General features: G+C 68.4%; 23 protein-coding genes. 12 read left to right on the top strand and 11 right to left on the bottom strand.

Annotated features, from left to right (window positions below; all coding sequences use genetic code 11):
* The first annotated feature begins 1 nt into the window (after position 1).
* Positions 2–100, top strand: coding sequence for a hypothetical protein (locus EV148_RS19135; protein ID WP_131995450.1), 99 nt, complete (start codon positions 2–4; stop codon positions 98–100).
* A 5-nt stretch (positions 101–105) separates the two neighbouring features.
* Positions 106–576: a DUF4304 domain-containing protein gene (locus EV148_RS04670; protein WP_131994283.1), complete on the top strand. Its 471-nt coding sequence runs from the start codon at positions 106–108 to the stop codon at positions 574–576.
* 452 nt (positions 577–1028) lie between these two features.
* Here the strand turns inward: EV148_RS04670 and EV148_RS04660 are convergent, their stop codons facing one another.
* From EV148_RS04660 to EV148_RS04650, 3 genes are read right to left on the bottom strand one after another with little or no spacing between them, the layout of a single operon-like run.
* Positions 1029–1508 (bottom strand): arsenate reductase ArsC, encoded by a 480-nt coding sequence (locus tag EV148_RS04660; protein ID WP_425479839.1) that lies wholly within the window; start codon positions 1506–1508, stop codon positions 1029–1031.
* Positions 1430–1900, bottom strand: coding sequence for an ArsI/CadI family heavy metal resistance metalloenzyme (locus EV148_RS04655; protein ID WP_131994280.1), 471 nt, complete (start codon positions 1898–1900; stop codon positions 1430–1432). The genes EV148_RS04660 and EV148_RS04655 overlap by 79 nt, the downstream gene beginning before the upstream one ends.
* Positions 1897–2238: an ArsR/SmtB family transcription factor gene (locus EV148_RS04650; RefSeq protein ID WP_131994277.1), complete on the bottom strand. Its 342-nt coding sequence runs from the start codon at positions 2236–2238 to the stop codon at positions 1897–1899. The genes EV148_RS04655 and EV148_RS04650 overlap by 4 nt, the downstream gene beginning before the upstream one ends.
* A gap of 264 nt (positions 2239–2502) precedes the next feature.
* On the opposite strand from EV148_RS04650, the gene EV148_RS04645 reads away from it, so the two are divergent.
* The 4 genes from EV148_RS04645 to EV148_RS04630 are packed head-to-tail and all read left to right on the top strand — an operon-like array spanning position 2503 to position 3698.
* Positions 2503–2799, top strand: a complete 297-nt coding sequence (locus EV148_RS04645; RefSeq protein ID WP_131994274.1) for a hypothetical protein — start codon at positions 2503–2505, stop codon at positions 2797–2799.
* Between the two features lie 9 nt (positions 2800–2808).
* A complete protein-coding gene (locus EV148_RS04640; protein ID WP_131994271.1) occupies positions 2809–3078 on the top strand; it encodes a hypothetical protein in 270 nt (89 codons plus the stop codon).
* On the top strand, positions 3048–3383 hold the full coding sequence (locus tag EV148_RS04635; RefSeq protein ID WP_158287322.1) for a hypothetical protein: 336 nt from the start codon (positions 3048–3050) through the stop codon (positions 3381–3383). The genes EV148_RS04640 and EV148_RS04635 overlap by 31 nt, the downstream gene beginning before the upstream one ends.
* 54 nt (positions 3384–3437) lie before the next feature.
* A complete protein-coding gene (locus EV148_RS04630) occupies positions 3438–3698 on the top strand; it encodes an RNA recognition motif domain-containing protein (RefSeq protein WP_131994265.1) in 261 nt (86 codons plus the stop codon).
* Between the two features lie 92 nt (positions 3699–3790).
* Here the strand turns inward: EV148_RS04630 and EV148_RS04625 are convergent, their stop codons facing one another.
* The 8 genes from EV148_RS04625 to ftsY form a co-directional block, all read right to left on the bottom strand.
* Positions 3791–5017, bottom strand: a complete 1227-nt coding sequence (locus EV148_RS04625; protein ID WP_158287321.1) for a tail fiber domain-containing protein — start codon at positions 5015–5017, stop codon at positions 3791–3793.
* A gap of 232 nt (positions 5018–5249) precedes the next feature.
* Positions 5250–5792, bottom strand: a complete 543-nt coding sequence (locus tag EV148_RS04620) for a low affinity iron permease family protein (protein WP_131994259.1) — start codon at positions 5790–5792, stop codon at positions 5250–5252.
* A complete protein-coding gene (locus tag EV148_RS04615) occupies positions 5789–6241 on the bottom strand; it encodes a PA2171 family ribosome-binding persister protein (protein WP_131994256.1) in 453 nt (150 codons plus the stop codon). The genes EV148_RS04620 and EV148_RS04615 overlap by 4 nt, the downstream gene beginning before the upstream one ends.
* Before the next feature lie 229 nt (positions 6242–6470).
* The gene (locus tag EV148_RS18380) at positions 6471–6644 is read right to left on the bottom strand and encodes a hypothetical protein (protein WP_158287320.1); all 174 of its coding nucleotides are present in this window, start codon (positions 6642–6644) and stop codon (positions 6471–6473) included.
* A gap of 123 nt (positions 6645–6767) precedes the next feature.
* Entirely contained in the window at positions 6768–7040 is a 273-nt protein-coding gene (locus tag EV148_RS04610) for an oxidative damage protection protein (protein WP_131994253.1), read from the bottom strand.
* Positions 7037–8083 carry an A/G-specific adenine glycosylase gene (mutY, locus tag EV148_RS04605; RefSeq protein WP_131995447.1) on the bottom strand — a complete coding sequence of 349 codons (1047 nt, stop codon included), beginning with the start codon at positions 8081–8083 and terminating at the stop codon, positions 7037–7039. The genes EV148_RS04610 and mutY overlap by 4 nt, the downstream gene beginning before the upstream one ends.
* A complete protein-coding gene (locus tag EV148_RS18375; protein ID WP_158287319.1) occupies positions 8080–8754 on the bottom strand; it encodes an AsmA family protein in 675 nt (224 codons plus the stop codon). The genes mutY and EV148_RS18375 overlap by 4 nt, the downstream gene beginning before the upstream one ends.
* A complete protein-coding gene (ftsY, locus tag EV148_RS04600; RefSeq protein ID WP_131994250.1) occupies positions 8747–9907 on the bottom strand; it encodes a signal recognition particle-docking protein FtsY in 1161 nt (386 codons plus the stop codon). Before ftsY ends, EV148_RS18375 begins: the two co-directional genes overlap by 8 nt.
* A 58-nt stretch (positions 9908–9965) precedes the next feature.
* Here ftsY and rsmD point away from each other — a divergent pair, with 58 nt between their 5' ends.
* The 6 genes from rsmD (at position 9966) to EV148_RS04570 (ending at position 14769) form a co-directional block, all read left to right on the top strand.
* On the top strand, positions 9966–10580 hold the full coding sequence (gene rsmD / locus EV148_RS04595) for a 16S rRNA (guanine(966)-N(2))-methyltransferase RsmD (protein WP_199222725.1): 615 nt from the start codon (positions 9966–9968) through the stop codon (positions 10578–10580).
* Positions 10581–10604: 24 nt separating this feature from the next.
* Positions 10605–11120: a pantetheine-phosphate adenylyltransferase gene (gene coaD / locus EV148_RS04590; protein WP_131994244.1), complete on the top strand. Its 516-nt coding sequence runs from the start codon at positions 10605–10607 to the stop codon at positions 11118–11120.
* 7 nt (positions 11121–11127) lie between these two features.
* On the top strand, positions 11128–11640 hold the full coding sequence (locus tag EV148_RS04585; RefSeq protein ID WP_131994241.1) for a hypothetical protein: 513 nt from the start codon (positions 11128–11130) through the stop codon (positions 11638–11640).
* A gap of 73 nt (positions 11641–11713) precedes the next feature.
* The gene (locus tag EV148_RS04580; RefSeq protein WP_131994238.1) at positions 11714–11959 is read left to right on the top strand and encodes a YfhL family 4Fe-4S dicluster ferredoxin; all 246 of its coding nucleotides are present in this window, start codon (positions 11714–11716) and stop codon (positions 11957–11959) included.
* Between the two features lie 136 nt (positions 11960–12095).
* Positions 12096–13781: a gamma-glutamyltransferase gene (ggt, locus tag EV148_RS04575; RefSeq protein ID WP_131994235.1), complete on the top strand. Its 1686-nt coding sequence runs from the start codon at positions 12096–12098 to the stop codon at positions 13779–13781.
* A gap of 124 nt (positions 13782–13905) precedes the next feature.
* Complete coding sequence (locus EV148_RS04570) at positions 13906–14769, top strand: MBL fold metallo-hydrolase (RefSeq protein WP_131994232.1); 864 nt, start codon at positions 13906–13908, stop codon at positions 14767–14769.
* Positions 14770–14795 lie beyond the last annotated feature (26 nt).

The raw sequence follows: 14795 nt of genomic DNA, 5'->3' as shown, positions 1-14795 counted from the left end.
GATACGGGCGGGAGAAAAACAAGTGGAGGAATATCGTAAAGAGCTGGAAGAGCATTTCGGAGGGACGTGGACTAGTAGTGTCGAGACATATGATCGATAACAGTTATGGAAAAGACATATTTTCAGAAGCTCTTTGGCAGATTATTGCGCGAGCACGGTTTCATGAAGCAAGGATCTCGCTGGTATCGCTCAATTGGCGAAGTGCTTCAAATAGCTGACCTGCAGAAGTCGAACTTCGGCCAGCAGTTCTACGTGAATCTTTGCTGGGTTCCCACTGGAATGACCGTAGATGGCATGCCTATTCCAAAGGAGCAAAACTGCCCGATTCGAATCCGCTTGTCGGCTGCCTACCCGAATCAAGAGGGAGACATTTCTCAAGGTCTCGATCTTGAGAATAAGTTAACTGATGACGAAAGGGAGCGTCGGGTAGCATGGATGACAAGGGACTTGATGCTGCCGCTTTTCGAGCGACTACAGGACAATAGATCTTTGCGCGCGGAAATTGCCGAAGGCGTATTGAGGCGAGGCGCGGTCAATGCGGCCGCACGGAGCTTTCTTGGCATCGCGGAACGGTAGAGTCTATTGCGGCAATCAAAGGGGACGGAGGAATCGTCCGCGCGGTGACGTTCGGACGAGGTAGGTCAATCGACCGCATTCCTTCCGAGGACACGCGTCACGTTCCGTTTAATCAAAGGGGACGGAGGAATTTGTCCGTTTGAATCGCCCGCGCGGTGACGTTCGGACGAGGTAGGTCGACCGCATTCCTGCCGAGGACACGCATCCGATCCGTTCGAGTGGCAGAGATGGACGCCGCCTCTTTGAATGGTGAATCAAAGGGGACGGAGGAATTCTCCGATTGAATCGTCCGCGCGGTGACGTTCGGACGAGGTAGGTCGACCGCATTCCTTCCGACTAACGGGGTCAGAGCACCTTATTCAGGCATGGACTCGGCATCGCGGCGTGGCCGATGGGCGGGCCGGACGCGAGCGCACCGCCCGAGTTCGGTTTCGATGAGGCGCTGGAACCGATCATTCCCCATGCGCGTTGCTGCTGGACGTAGATTCAGTAACGGCGGGGTAAGAACACAGCAGAACAGGGGGCAGATTTATCGAGGTGTATGGACGCGGGATGGCCCGGCCAGATCGGACAGGCCCGGCGGCCGCGTTGTCGCACACGGTGATCACGAAATCGATCGGCGGTGCGCCGGGCGTGGCGAACTCGTCCCAGCTCTTGCTGCGCAGGCGATCGGCCGGATAGCCGAGTTCCGTCGCGAGCTCCGCGGCGATCGGCTGGACGCGTCCCGCGGGCTGGCTGCCCGCGCTGTAGGCCTCGAAGCGTCCCTTGCCGAGCGTGCCGAGCAGGGCTTCGGCGAGAATGCTGCGCGCGGAATTTCCGGTGCAGAGGAACAGGACGCTGCGCATCGCGGACTTCAGCCGCAGCGCGACGTCGAGGCCGGGCCGCAGCAGGTCGCCCTGGTTTCCCTTGCTGCCGGCGCGGGCCCGCAGCACGCCGCGTCGTCGGTCGGCGCGAAGTAGGTGGTCGCTTCGCCGTGCGTCTGGAATGTTTCCCAGCGCAAGCCCTGCGGATCCTCGGACCAGTATTTGTCCGAGCGTGCATAGCAGCAGGTCGTGCCGGTCTCGGCGAGCTTGATCGCATCGGCCGCGGCGAGGCGCGCGCCGATGTCGGCGAGCTCGTCGGCCGATTCCGCCTGCAGGCCGAGGTGGTCGACGCCAGCGATGCGATCGCGACGCGAGATCGCGAAGTTGATGCGCGGGTCGTCGAGCATCCACTTCGCGTAGTCGGGCCTGACCACGGCCGGCGTGGCCGCGAACAGCTGCGAGTAGAACGCGATGCTCGCGTCGAGGTCGGTGACGTTCACGTGTACATGGAAGCGCTTCATCGCTTGTTTCTCCGCGTGGGTTTCGGTGGGCAGCTGCGTCCGGGCGTGCAGGCATCGCCGGCGCAACAGTTTTCGGTGAGGTAGGCGAGCAGGGCGTTCATGCGTGCGTAGTCGGCGCGCACGCGGATCACGCGGCCCTGGCGTTCGTCGCCGACGAGTCCGGCCGCGCGCAGCACGTTGAGGTGCGCGGTCAGCGTCGCGGGCGGCAGTTCCAACTGGTCGCGCAGCTCGCCGACCGAAAGCCCATCGCGCCCGGCCTGGACGAGGCAACGATAGGCGGCCAGACGGGATCCATGGCTGAGTGCGCCGAGGGCGGCAACGGCTTGGCGGGTGTCCATGCATCTATAATTCCAGAATAATCGAATTATAGCAAGGCGCTTCCCCGCCGGAGGAACACCCATGTCGTCGCCGCGTGCGGGAGCGGGAAGTTTTTTCCGCTCGACAATGCCGCCCCGAGCGGGTACGGTGACCGGGCCCATCCAGCCTGCCTTGGCGCGTGGCGTAGCAGCGTCCCGATCACGGGCTGCTCCGCAATCCGGTCCGCGCTCCCGGTGGCCCCAAGTTCCCGCCGCCCTGATCATGCGGCCGCAAGGCTGCCGAACATGTCTTCACCGATCGCGTCGAGCGGACGCTGGACGGTCGTCGCGACCGTCGAGGTCGATGCACGCGCCTCGTTCGTCCTGCGCCTGCCGACGGAAGCCGCCGGCTACCGGATGACACAGCGCGCGGCGGCGCCGAACGGCTATGCGTGGGTCGACGTCCTCGTCGACCTCTCCAACGGAATGGCACATGTCGCCGACGTGGTGCGCAAGGTGCTCACCGAGCTGTCCGAGAGCGGTGTCGACGGCTTCCGCGTCGTCACGGGCGCGCACTTCCTCGCGGTCGGCAGCCGTGCCTGAGGACGGGCGATGAGTGGCCTCATCTTCAGCAAGCATCGCGCGGGCGCCGCGACGTTCTACCTGCGCCAGGACAATCGCCTCGAAGTGCACGTCAACGGCGCGGTGCTCGCGATCGTGTCGGAGGAAGACGTGGACCAGCACATGCTGGTCGGTCCGCAGGGCATCGACAAGCTCGCGCGGATGATCATCGAATCGTTGCCGCAGAGCCTGGATATCGATCACGTACCGGTCCGCGCCTGGCTGCGCCTGTGGCAGCACTGCAATTACGGACGGGACTGATGCGTCCCGCCGTGGGTACGCGGGTGCCGCAGTTCCAGTTCCGGCTCGCGCGCGGACTGTCCATCGGGCCGGCCGCATTGAAGCATCTGTGGTCCGTCGCCAGTGGCTGCGAGGACGTCACCGTGTCGCGCGAGCCGACGAATGCGAACGAGGAGCGCTCCGGGCATCGGTATTCGCTGTGGGCGCCACCGCACCGCTTCGACCTCGCGATCGTCGAAGACCGCCTGCGGGCGACGCTGGAAGCGCGATTCCCAAAGGGGGGCGTCACGCTCTTCCGCCTCGACGGCGTGCCACGTGCGAAATGACGCGACGTCGCGGAGCGTGCGATTCGCCTTTCACCATTCCACCAGGAGACACCGATGATCACGTTGGACGTGCGCGGCTTGCCCAAGTCGATGACCGACAGCTCGCTGCAGGCACTTTTCGCGCAACATGGCCGCGTATTCGGCTTGCGCATGGCGCGCGACCTCTTCAGCGGCGAATGCCGCGGCTTCGCGCAGCTGGAGATGGAAGGACATGAAGCGCGCGGCGCGATGGCGGCGCTGAACGGCTCGACGCATGACGGCTCGACCATCCGCGTCGCGCTGCACGAAGAGCGCGGCAGGCAGCGTCGTCGCTGACCCGCTGGTCGCAACACCGGCACGACCGCGCGTACGTTCCCCGCGACGCTGCGCAAAACCGGGTGCGCGGCGGGCGCACCCGGGATACTGCTTCAGCGTGCCGCGACGCGCAGCGACTCGGCCGGCGTGGCCTGCAGGCGCGTGAGCACGGCGGCCTGTTCCTTCAGCATCGCGCGCATCTCGCCGAGCAGGGCGACGTCGCGCTCGCGCGCCTTGCGCAGCGCCTCGATCTCGCGGTGCTGCTTCTGCAGCTCGTTGAGCAGCATCGGCGCGAGTTCGTGGTAGGCGACCGAGTCGATTTCGCCATTTTCATTGCGCACGACGAGGTCGGGGTACACCTTGGCGACTTCCTCGGCGATCAGGCCGTACTGGCGAGCCTGGCTCGGATCGGCCTTGTAATGGAACGTGACCGGGCGCAGCTCCATCAGTCGGCTGCTCGAGTCGCCCATGTCCGCGACATCCTTCTTGAAGCGTCCGGACGAGACGACCGTGCCGAGCTGGCCGCTCGAATCGATCAGCACGGTCGCGCCGCCCGTGATCGTCGCGCCATAGATGCCGGCGACGAACGCACGGGTCTGCGCATCCCGGCTGCCCCCGGTCTTGCCGATGCGTATCGTCTGCGAGTCGCCGGCCACCCCCGGATGGCCGATATCGATGTTGGAGGCGCCCGTGGTGATCGCCGAGCCCGCGTTGCTGCCGACCCCGATATTGTCCGACCCCGTCGCTGCGGACAGCGCGCCCGAGCCGATCGCGACACTACCGTTGCCGGCCGTTGCCGCCTGCAGCGCGCCATGACCGATGGCCGTATTGTCGTAGCCGCTGGTCAAGTCGTGCAACGATCCCGACCCCACGCCGACATTGTGGTTACCCGAGCTGTTGGACCAGAGCGCCTCGACGCCGACCGCCACGTTGTCCTCGCCGCCGGGACTCCCCGCGTACATCGCGTAAGCACCCACCGCCGTGTTGTACCGCCCCGTGGAGTTCCCGAGCAGCGCAGCCTGGCCCAGGCCGGTGTTGTAGGACCCTGTCGTGTTCTGCTTCAGCGCATTGCCGCCGAACGCGGCATTGAACGCGCCGTTCGTATTCGAGTACAGCGCCGAATCCCCGAATGCGGTGTTGTAGCCGGCAGGCAGCACGAGGTTGAGCAGGGCGTCGGTGCCGCCGGCCGTGTTGTGTGCACCGTCGCTCGCGGTCGGGTTGGGAGGCTGCTGCGCGTGGGCCGCCGTGCAGGCCGCGAAGGCGACGAGCAGTGCCGTGGTGAAGTGGCTGCGCGATGCATGCGCGGTCCGCATTGTCCCTGAGGTATGGATGTCGTTCATGGCTTGCCTCGTTGTCGGAATGGGACGGGAGGCAGCCGCGGACGCGGACGCGACGACGGGCCCCCCGCTTACGACGCGCGCAAACGTGAAAAGACGGGCCATGAGTCCCTCGGGGATTCCCGGGTGTGCCATGTCCGCGATCCGGGCATTGCAGGACGCGGCGGGCCAATGCCGCAGGGCCATCCTTCAAAGGGGGCCGCGAGGGGCGGCCGCCATGCCGGTCGCGGCCGCGCTACTCGCCGGAAACGGCCGCCTCGCGGTTGGCGCGCTTCGTCGCCCGCTCGCCATGGCGCAGGCCGTGCTTGCGGTTGGCGAGCTCCTGGGCTTCGTCGAGCGAATGACTCTCCTTGACCCCGCCGCCTTCGGCCGCGCGGCGCGCGAGTTCGCAGTAGAACGCGCGCAGGATCTGCAACTCCTGCTCGTCGAGGTCCTCCACCGCGACGACGCGGTTGCTGGCCAGTTCGTGCGCGGCGAGCAATTCGTTGAGCTTGATATGGATCGCGAGGCTGTCCTTGTTCTGCGACTGCTGGATCAGGAACACCATGAGGAAGGTGACGATCGTCGTGCCGGTGTTGATGACGATCTGCCACGTTTCGGAAAAATGGTAGAGCGGCCCCGTTGCGGCCCACACGAGCACGGCGAGGAGCGCGAGCAGGAACGCCCAGGGCGAACCGACCCATGCCGTGACGCGGCCGGACAGTCGATCGAAGACCGAATGCCGGCCGCGCAGCCGTATGCGCGGGCGCGTGCGCGCGCCGGACGGGGCCTCCTTCACGGCAGCAGCTCGGCTTTGCGCGCTTCCAGCTGCTCGCCGAGCGTGGCGAGCTCGTCGCGCGTGAGGAGCTTGCGCGCGCGCGGGAACATTTCCTTTTCCTCCTCGTCGGCGTGGTGCTCGACGAGTTCCTTGAGCACCTTGGCCCGCCCGCTGAATTTCTCGCTGCCGGGGTCGGTGCCGAGCAGGTCGGGCAGTACGAGCTCGCCGGCCGCGCGATGTTCCTCGAGCGCCTCGAAGTACATCTTGTCGTCGTCGCTCTTCTGGCCGGCTGCCTTGAACGCGGGGTAGAAGATTTCTTCCTCGATCGTCGTGTGCGCCTCCAGCAGCGCGGCGATCTTCGCCACGAGGTCGCGCCGCTTCTTCAGCGCCCGCGCGGTGGATTCTTCCAGCGCCGCGAGCAGCTCGCGCACTTCGTCATGATCGTTCTTCAGCAGCTTGATCGCGTCCATCGTCTCTCCGTCGCAACGTGGGGAACCGGTCGGTCCCGGTGCGCGCACGGTGCAGCACGGCCGCCTGTTGCTGGCTGAACGCGTGCGGGTCGAGACAGGAGCGATTCAGCGCGTCGGGCGCGACGGCATGAATGAATGGCCATCGATGCACGCGGCCCCGATCGGCGCGATGTGCGCGATGGGCGAACGCGATCACGGCGACATTGCGGCGTGCGAGTGCTGTTGGTGTTCATTCGCGCGGACGCGCGGGCGGTGCGGGCGGTTGCTGCGGAATGCGCCGTCGGGCCGGTTTGTCCGGTGGCTGGTCCCGCTCGTGCACGATCGCGTCGATCTTCGCTTGGACCCGTTGCCAGTCCTCGTCGACCGGCGTCGGGATCGCCATCGACTTCCTGCGCTTGGCCATGATCGCTCCTCGGGCTGCGGTCGTTCCGCGATCGCGATCCTCACGCGCCATTGCGGATCGGAGCGTGAACGGCGGCCCTCGGGCTTCAGGCGCGATTCGGTACGGCGGGCGCGGGTGGCCCTTTCAATCCTCCGGCGCGACGTAGCCTGCCGGCTTCTCCGAGCCGCCGCCGAAGAAATACTTTTCCATCTCCGCCGCGATGAACGTACGTGTCGCGGGATCGAGCGGGTTGAGGCGGTTTTCGTTGATGAGCATGGTCTGGTGCGCGAGCCACGCGGCCCAGGCTTCCTTCGACACCTGCTCGTAGATGCGCTTGCCGAGTTCGCCAGGCCAGGGCGCGAAGGCGAGGCCTTCGGCGTCGCGGCCGAGCTTCACGCAGTGCACGATGCGCGTCATCGCGGTTCCTCCAGTTGCGAAAGCAGCTTGCGCACCGGCGCGGGCAGGCCGAGCGCGTCGTGGTCGTTGGCGTCGTGCCAGCGCGCGTCCGCATCGGCCACGCGCGTGGCGCGCGCTTCGTCGAACAGCAGCGGCGTGACGTCGAGTCGGTAGTGGCTGAAGACGTGCACGAACGGCGCGAGCGCGCGTGGCGGCGGCGCATCGATGCCGTGCCGCCGCAGCAGGACCGCAGCCGCATCCGAGGCGTCGTCCACTTCGGGCAGGCTCCACAGCCGTGCCCATACGCCGGCCGGCGGCCGGCGTTCGAGCAGCACGCGGCCGCGCGCGTCGCGCACGACGAGCATCGTCGTGCGGCGCGTCGGCAGCGCGCGCTTCGGCTTGGGTTGCGGCAGTACGGTCGTGAGGTTCCCGCGCCGCGCCGCGCAATGCTCGGCGACCGGGCATTCGGTGCAGCGCGGGCGGCTGCGCGTGCACACGGTCGCGCCGAGGTCCATGATCGCCTGCGTGTAGTCGGCGACGCGCGACGACGGCGTGTGCTGCTCCGCGTGCGTCCACAGGATGCGTTGCGTCGTGGTCGAGCCGGGCCAGCCGGAAACGCCGTGCCAACGTGCGAGCACGCGCTTGACGTTGCCGTCGAGGATCGCGTGCCGCTCGTCGTGCGCCTGAGCGAGGATCGCCGCCGCAGTCGAGCGGCCGATGCCGGGCAGCGCCGCGAGCGCCTCGATGTCGCGCGGCAGTTCGCCGCCATGCTGGTCCGCGCACAGCTGCGCGGTGCGATGCAGGTTGCGCGCGCGGCTGTAGTAGCCGAGGCCGGACCAGAGCGCGAGCACGCGGTCCTCGCTCGCCGCGGCGAGCGAGGCGAGGTCGGGCAGGGCGGCGACGAAGCGTTCGAAATACGGCACCACCGTGCGCACCTGGGTCTGCTGCAGCATGATCTCGCTGAGCCAGGCCCGGTACGGCGTGCGCGGATGCTGCCACGGCAGGTCCTTGCGGCCGTGGCGGTCGAACCACGCGAGCAGCGCGCCGGCGAATGCTCCGGTCATCGTGCCTGCACCGGCGCGTCGTCGCGCAGTTCGACCTTCAGCCCCTCGATGCGCGTACCGCCGACCTGCGCGGAATCGATGCGCACCGTGCCGGCGAGCGGCGGCACGAGATCGGGCTGGCCCGCGTCCCAGGCGTGCAGCCACGCGGCGAGGTCGGCACGATTGGCGAGATCGACGGCCACGCCCTCGGCGACCGGCTGGCCGCCTTGCAGGACACGGCCGTCCTCGACGTGCAACGCGAAGCGCACGTCCGGCGCGGCCGCCGGCGACGGCGGACGTGCCGCGAGCCACGAGCGCAGCGCGTCGAGGTCGAGCACGGGCCGCACGAGATCGATCCGCCCGATCTCCAGCCGTGACGACCAAAGCGAGTGCCAGGGCATCGCCACGCGCAACGCATCCGCGCGTAGCACGCGCGCGCCGCCGGCGACGAGTTCGGGCTGCGGCAATACCGCGCGCAGGCCGGGCAGCAACGTGTAGCCGCCGTCGCCGCCGAGGCGCAACTCCGCGCCGAGTTCGCTGCGCACGCGCTCGACCAGCATCGCCGTGATGCGCTGCGGCCGCGTGTAGCGATGCACGAGCGATGCGCCGATGATCGCGAGCGCGAGCAGCACCAGCAGCAGGCGCAACCACCGGCGCCGTCGGCGCGGTTGCGCGGCGGGCTTCTCAGCCACGGCCGAGCGACGCAGGCAGCAGGCCGTCCACGAACGCGGCCGCGTCGAACACGCGCAGGTCCGTCGCGCGTTCGCCGAGGCCGACGTAGCGGATCGGCAGGCCGAACTCGCGCGCGAGCGCGAACACGACGCCGCCCTTCGCGGTACCGTCGAGCTTGGTCACCACCAGGCCCGTCACGCCGATCGCCTCGCGGAACGTGCGCACCTGGCTGATCGCGTTCTGGCCGGTCGTGCCGTCGATGACGAGCAGCACTTCATGCGGCGCCTCGGGATCGAGCTTGCCGAGCACGCGGCGGATCTTCGCCAGCTCGTCCATGAGGCCGCCCTGGGTGTGCAGGCGGCCGGCCGTATCGGCGATCAGCACGTCGGTGCCGCGCGAGCGCGCGGTCTGCAGCGCGTCGAAGATCACGCTCGCCGAATCGGCGCCGGAGCCCTGCGCGATCACGCTGACCGCGTTGCGCGTGCCCCAGGTCTGCAGCTGTTCGACGGCGGCGGCGCGGAACGTGTCGCCGGCGGCGAGCAGCACGCTGCGGAATTCACCCTTGTAACGGTGAGCGAGCTTGCCGATCGTGGTCGTCTTGCCGACGCCGTTCACGCCGACGGTGAGGATCACGAATGGCTTGCGCCCGCCGGCGCCGACGTCGAGCGGCTGCTCGACGGGCTTGAGGCGCGCGACGAGCTCGGCGCGCAGCGCATCGAGCAGCGCGCCTGCCTCGGCGAACTCGCGCTTGCCGACGCGGCGGCGCAATTCGTCGACGATCGCGGTCGTGGTGGCGACGCCGACGTCGGCCGTGAGGAGGCAGGTCTCGAGTTCGTCGAGGAAAGCCTCGTCCAGTACCGGATGACGCTTGAAGATCGAGGCGAGCCCGCGCGCGAAACCGCTGCCGGCGAGGCGGTCGCGCCAGCCGCGGCGCGCCGGCGCGTCGTCATCGGCTTGCGCGGCGGCGTCGGCCGGGTCGCCGCTCGCGGCTGCGCCGTCGGCGGCATGGTCGCCAGCCGAATCGGCGATGCCCCTGCCGGTCGCCTCGACCGCGGCTGCTTCGGCGAGCGGCGTTTGCGCGGGTGGAGGCACGGCCGGCTCGGCGGCCGGCGCCTCGGGCGCAGCCGCGGCCTTGTCCTCGGCCGGCGGCTTCTTCTTCCAGAACTTCAGCATCGCAGGGAAATTGGGCGAAAATGCGGATCGACAATGCTAACACCCGGGCGCCGACGACATCGTGCCGCTGCGCAAACCCCCAGCCAGACCCGCGGGCGCGAGGCCGAGCGCCGGCGCCGTGCGCATCGTCGCCGGCCGCCTGCGCGGCTCGCGCCTCGCCGTGCCCGTGCGCGAAGGCCTGCGCCCGACGCCCGATCGCGTGCGCGAGACGCTGTTCAACTGGCTCATGCCGTACCTGCCGGGCATGCGCTGCCTCGACCTCTACGCAGGCACCGGCGCGCTCGGCATCGAGGCGCTGTCGCGCGGAGCGGGCGCCTGCACCTTCGTCGAGCGCGACCGCGAGCTCGCGCGCGCGCTCGCCGACAATCTCGCGCGGCTGCACGTCGAGGGCGGCGAAGTCGTCAACGCCGACGCGGCCGGCTGGCTCGCCGGGCCGGCGCGACCGTACGACCTCGTCTTCCTCGACCCGCCCTTCGACGCGAACCTCTGGACGGGCGCGGCGGCGGCACTGGAAAGCCGTGGCTGGCTCGCCGACGGCGGCTTCGCCTACGTCGAGTCGCCCCGCGACGCGCGCTTCGAGCTGCCGCCGGCATGGGCGCCACACCGCGAAGGCTTCGCGGGCGCGGTGCGCCATGCGCTCTATCGCCGCTCCGTGGCGGTTCCGCTAAGCTAACGGCCATTTTCGCAGGGACGGCCCATGCCAACCACGCAGCAGCGCGCGCGCATCGCGGTGTATCCGGGCACGTTCGATCCGATCACGAACGGCCACATCGACCTCGCCAGCCGTGCCGCGCCGCTGTTCGACCGCCTCGTCGTCGCGGTGGCCGACAGCTCCACCAAGGGGCCGGCGTTCGACCTCGCGACGCGCATCGACCTCGCGCGCACCGCGCTCGCCGGGCTGCCGAACGTCGAAGTGCGCGGTTTTTCGTCGCTGCTCGCCGATTTCGTCGAGGAGATCGGCGCCGGGGTGATCCTGCGCGGCCTGCGCGCGGTCTCGGACTTCGAATACGAGTTCCAGCTCGCGAGCATGAACCGGCATCTGATTCCCGCCGCGGAAACGCTGTTCCTCACGCCCGCGGAGCAATACAGTTTCATCTCGTCCTCGCTGGTGCGCGAAATCGCGCGGCTCGGCGGCGATGTCTCCGGATTCGTCCATCCGGTCGTGCAACAGGCGCTGCGCACGCGCTATCTGAATTCGACAACCACGAGGTAACACCACCATGCGCAAGATTCTCCCGATCGTAGCCCTCGCCGTCGCCGCGACGCTGTCGCTCGGTGCGTGCAGTCCGGGCGGCGAGCAGGTCGCCGTTCCGGCCGCCGAGCAGAAGCCCGCGATCCCGCCGATGCCGGCCAATCCGACCGACAAGAACGCGTGGAAGCAGTACCTGGTCGCGGTCGTGACGGCCAACATGCAGGGCGTCAAGAGCAATCATCCGTACATGTATTTCGTGCCGGCCGGCGACGACGAGGCCTCGGTCGCCGATCGCAACAACCAGCTCGAGAACGTGCGCACGGTCGTTTCGCGCGGCGTGCTGCCGGGTAACATGATGGCGTTCGGCGGTCCGGACTCGAAGCTGACCTCGGCCCTCATCATCGACGCGTTCAAGGACGCGACGCCGGGTTCGTTCAAGGACGTCGTCGTGCTGTTCGTCGGCGCGACCGCGGAAGGCGCGGCGGTCAAGCTCGCGCTCGACCCGACCGGCGCGGACGTGCGCTTCGTCGAAGCCAAGTAACGGACGGCAGCCGACCGGAAGGACCGGCAACCGCCACGGTTGCCGGTTCACCGCGCCTCGCCCCGCTTCCCGCATGTCACTCAAGATCACGGACCAGTGCGTCAATTGCGACGTCTGCGAGCCGGTCTGTCCGAACAAGGCGATCAGCCTCGGCCGCGAGTATTACGAAATCGCGCCGGACCTGTGCACCGAATGCGTCGGCCATCACGACGAGCCGCAGTGCGTGATCGTCTGCCCGGTCGAGTGCATCATCCCTGACCCGGAGCATCCGGAGTCGCCTGACGCGTTGCTCGCGAAGTACGCGCGCCTCACGGGTTGAATCGCGCCCGGCGCGCCACATCGTCCCGCCATCGTGCAGCGCGGCGGCGCACGCCATGCGCGCGTTGCCGTCGTGCCTCTTTGCCCGCGACCGCCGGAATGACGCAGAATCGAAAACCCGCGCGAGGAGCCCCGTCATGAATCATCGTTGGAAGCAGATCGTCCTCGCCGCCTTCGTCGCCTTCGCGGCCGCCGGCGCATCGGCGACGGACAAGCCGAGCCAGGCGGCGATCGCGAGCGCGCACGTGCTCGCGACCCAGGCGGGGTTCGAGGCGCTCGACATGGGCGGCAATGCGTTCGATGCCGCGGTCGCGGTCGCCTCGACCCTGTCGGTCGTCGAGCCGCAGAGTTCGGGCATCGGCGGCGGCGGCCTGTTCCTGCTGCGGCGCGCGTCGGACGGCAAGGAAGTCATGCTCGACGGGCGCGAGACCGCGCCGGCCGCGGTCGATCCGAAGGACTATCTCGATGCCAAGGGGCAGCCCGATCGCGACCATGCGCTGAACGGGCCGCTGTCGGCCGCGATCCCGGGCGAGCCTGCCGCGCTCGTCGCATTGGCCAGCCGATACGGCAAGCTACCGTTGTCGAAGTCGCTCGCACCGGCGATCCGCATCGCCCGCGAAGGCTTCCAGCCCGATCCGCGCGCGCTCCGGGCGATCGCGCGCCAGCGCGACAACCTCCTGCGCTGGCCCGCATCGGCCGCGCTCTACCTGGATGGTGGCGCGGTGCCGAAACAGGGCTGGACCCTGCGCCTGCCGGATCTGGCGCGCGTGCTCGAAGCGATCGCGCGCGACGGCAACGACGGCTTCTATCGCGGCGAGATCGCCCAGCGCCTCGTCGACGGCGTGCGCGCCGCGGGTGGCCGCTGGACGCTCGACGACCTCGCCAACTACGAGGCCAAGGAGCGCAAGCCGATCGCATTCGAATACCGCGACTGGCACATCGTGACGGCGCCGCCGCCGTCGTCAGGCGGCATCGCGCTCGCCGAGATGCTCAACATCCTCGGCGGCTACGACCTGGCCAAGCTGGATCGCGCGCACCGCGTGCATCTCGAGGTCGAGGCGATGCGTCGCGCCTTCCGCGACCGCGCCGAGTACCTCGGCGATCCCGATTTCGTGCAGATGCCGGTGGCCGAACTCACCCATCCGCTTTATGCGGCCGGCTTGCGCGCATCGATCCACCCGGACCGCGCGACGCCGAGCGACATGCTGCCCGGCTACATGGCACCGACGGAGAGCATGCACACCTCGCACTTCTCGATCATCGACCGCGACGGCAACCTCGTCTCCGGCACGCAGACTGTGAATACCACGCTCGGCTCGAAGTTCGTCGTCGCCGGCACCGGCTTCGTGCTCAACAACGAAATGGACGATTTCGCGCTCGTCGCCGGCAAGCCGAATGCCTACGGCCTGCTCGGCAACGACAACAACGCGCCCAAGCCGGGCAGCCGCCCGCTGTCGTCGATGACGCCGAGCTTCATCGTCGGCAAGGACCGCATCGGCGTGATCGGCACGCCGGGCGGCAGCTACATCATCACGATGGTGCTCGAGGGCATCCTCGCGTTCGTCGAGGGCGAGACGCCCGAGAAGATCGTCGCTCGGCGCCGCTTCCACCACCAGTACATGCCCGACGTGATCGAGGCGGAAGCGGGTGCGTTCACGCCGGCCGAGAAGGCCGCGCTCGAGGCGATGGGCCACACCATCAACGTCGCCGCGAGCACGTGGCCGTTCGGTTTCATGAACGTCGTGAGCTGGAACCGCAACACCGGCGAGATGCACGCAGGCTCCGATCCGCGCGGTGATTCCGGCAGCGGCATCGTCAGGTAACGCGAGCGGCTCCAGCCGCGATGCTTTTCAGTCCCGAGCCCCGAGCCCTCGACTCAAGGGTCATCGCGGCTTCCGCCGCTCCCCACGGAAGCAACGCCGCCAACGAAACGAACGGACATCCGCAATGAAACTCTGGTCCATCCTCGGCAACTCGCAGAAACTCGACGGTGGCGCGATGTTCGGCAACGTGCCGCGCGCGATGTGGGAACACTGGATCACGCCGGACGTGGACAACCGCATCCCGCTCGCGTGTCGCGCATTGCTGGTCGAAGGTCTCAATGGCAAGACCGTGCTGTTCGAGACCGGAATCGGCGCATTCTTCGAACCTAAGCTGCGTGAACGCTTCGGCGTGGTCGAGGATCGCCACGTGCTGCTCGATTCGCTGCGCGCAGCCGGGTTCTCGCACGAGGACATCGACGCCGTCGTCGTCTCGCACCTGCATTTCGACCACGCGGGCGGCCTGCTCACGCCTTGGGAGGAAGGCGAGGCGCCGGGCCTCCTGTTCCCGAACGCGACCTACATCGTCGGCGAGGAGTGCTGGCAGCGCGCGACGCATCCGCATCCGCGCGACCGCGCGTCGTTCATTCCCGAACTGCAACCGCTGCTCGAAGCCTCGGGCCGGCTCGAGCGCGTGCAGGGCACGCATTCGCTCACCCTCGGCATGCAGGTGCGCTTCACGTACTCGAACGGGCATACGCCCGGCCTCATGCTGTCCGAGATCGCGACGTCGGGCGGTGGCATCGTGTTCTGCGCCGACCTCATTCCCGGGCGGCCATGGGTACACCTGCCGATCACGATGGGCTACGACCGCTACCCCGAACTGCTCATCGACGAGAAGCGCGCGTTCCTCGAGGACAAGCTCGCGCGCGACGTGCGCCTGTTCTTCACCCACGACGTCGGCTGCGCCTGCGCGCACGTCACGCGAGACGACAAGGGCCGCTTCGGCACGCGCGGCGAAGTCGCCGAACTCGTCGGCGAGGCGGCCTGATGGCGCGGCGCGGGCGCCGTTCCCGC

It is taken from the genome of Dokdonella fugitiva, from assembly GCF_004342425.1.
GTDB classification, from domain to species: Bacteria; Pseudomonadota; Gammaproteobacteria; order Xanthomonadales; family Rhodanobacteraceae; genus Dokdonella_A; species Dokdonella_A fugitiva.
Note: the sequence above shows the minus strand (reverse complement) of the source record. Positions and strands in the feature narration are given on the sequence as shown.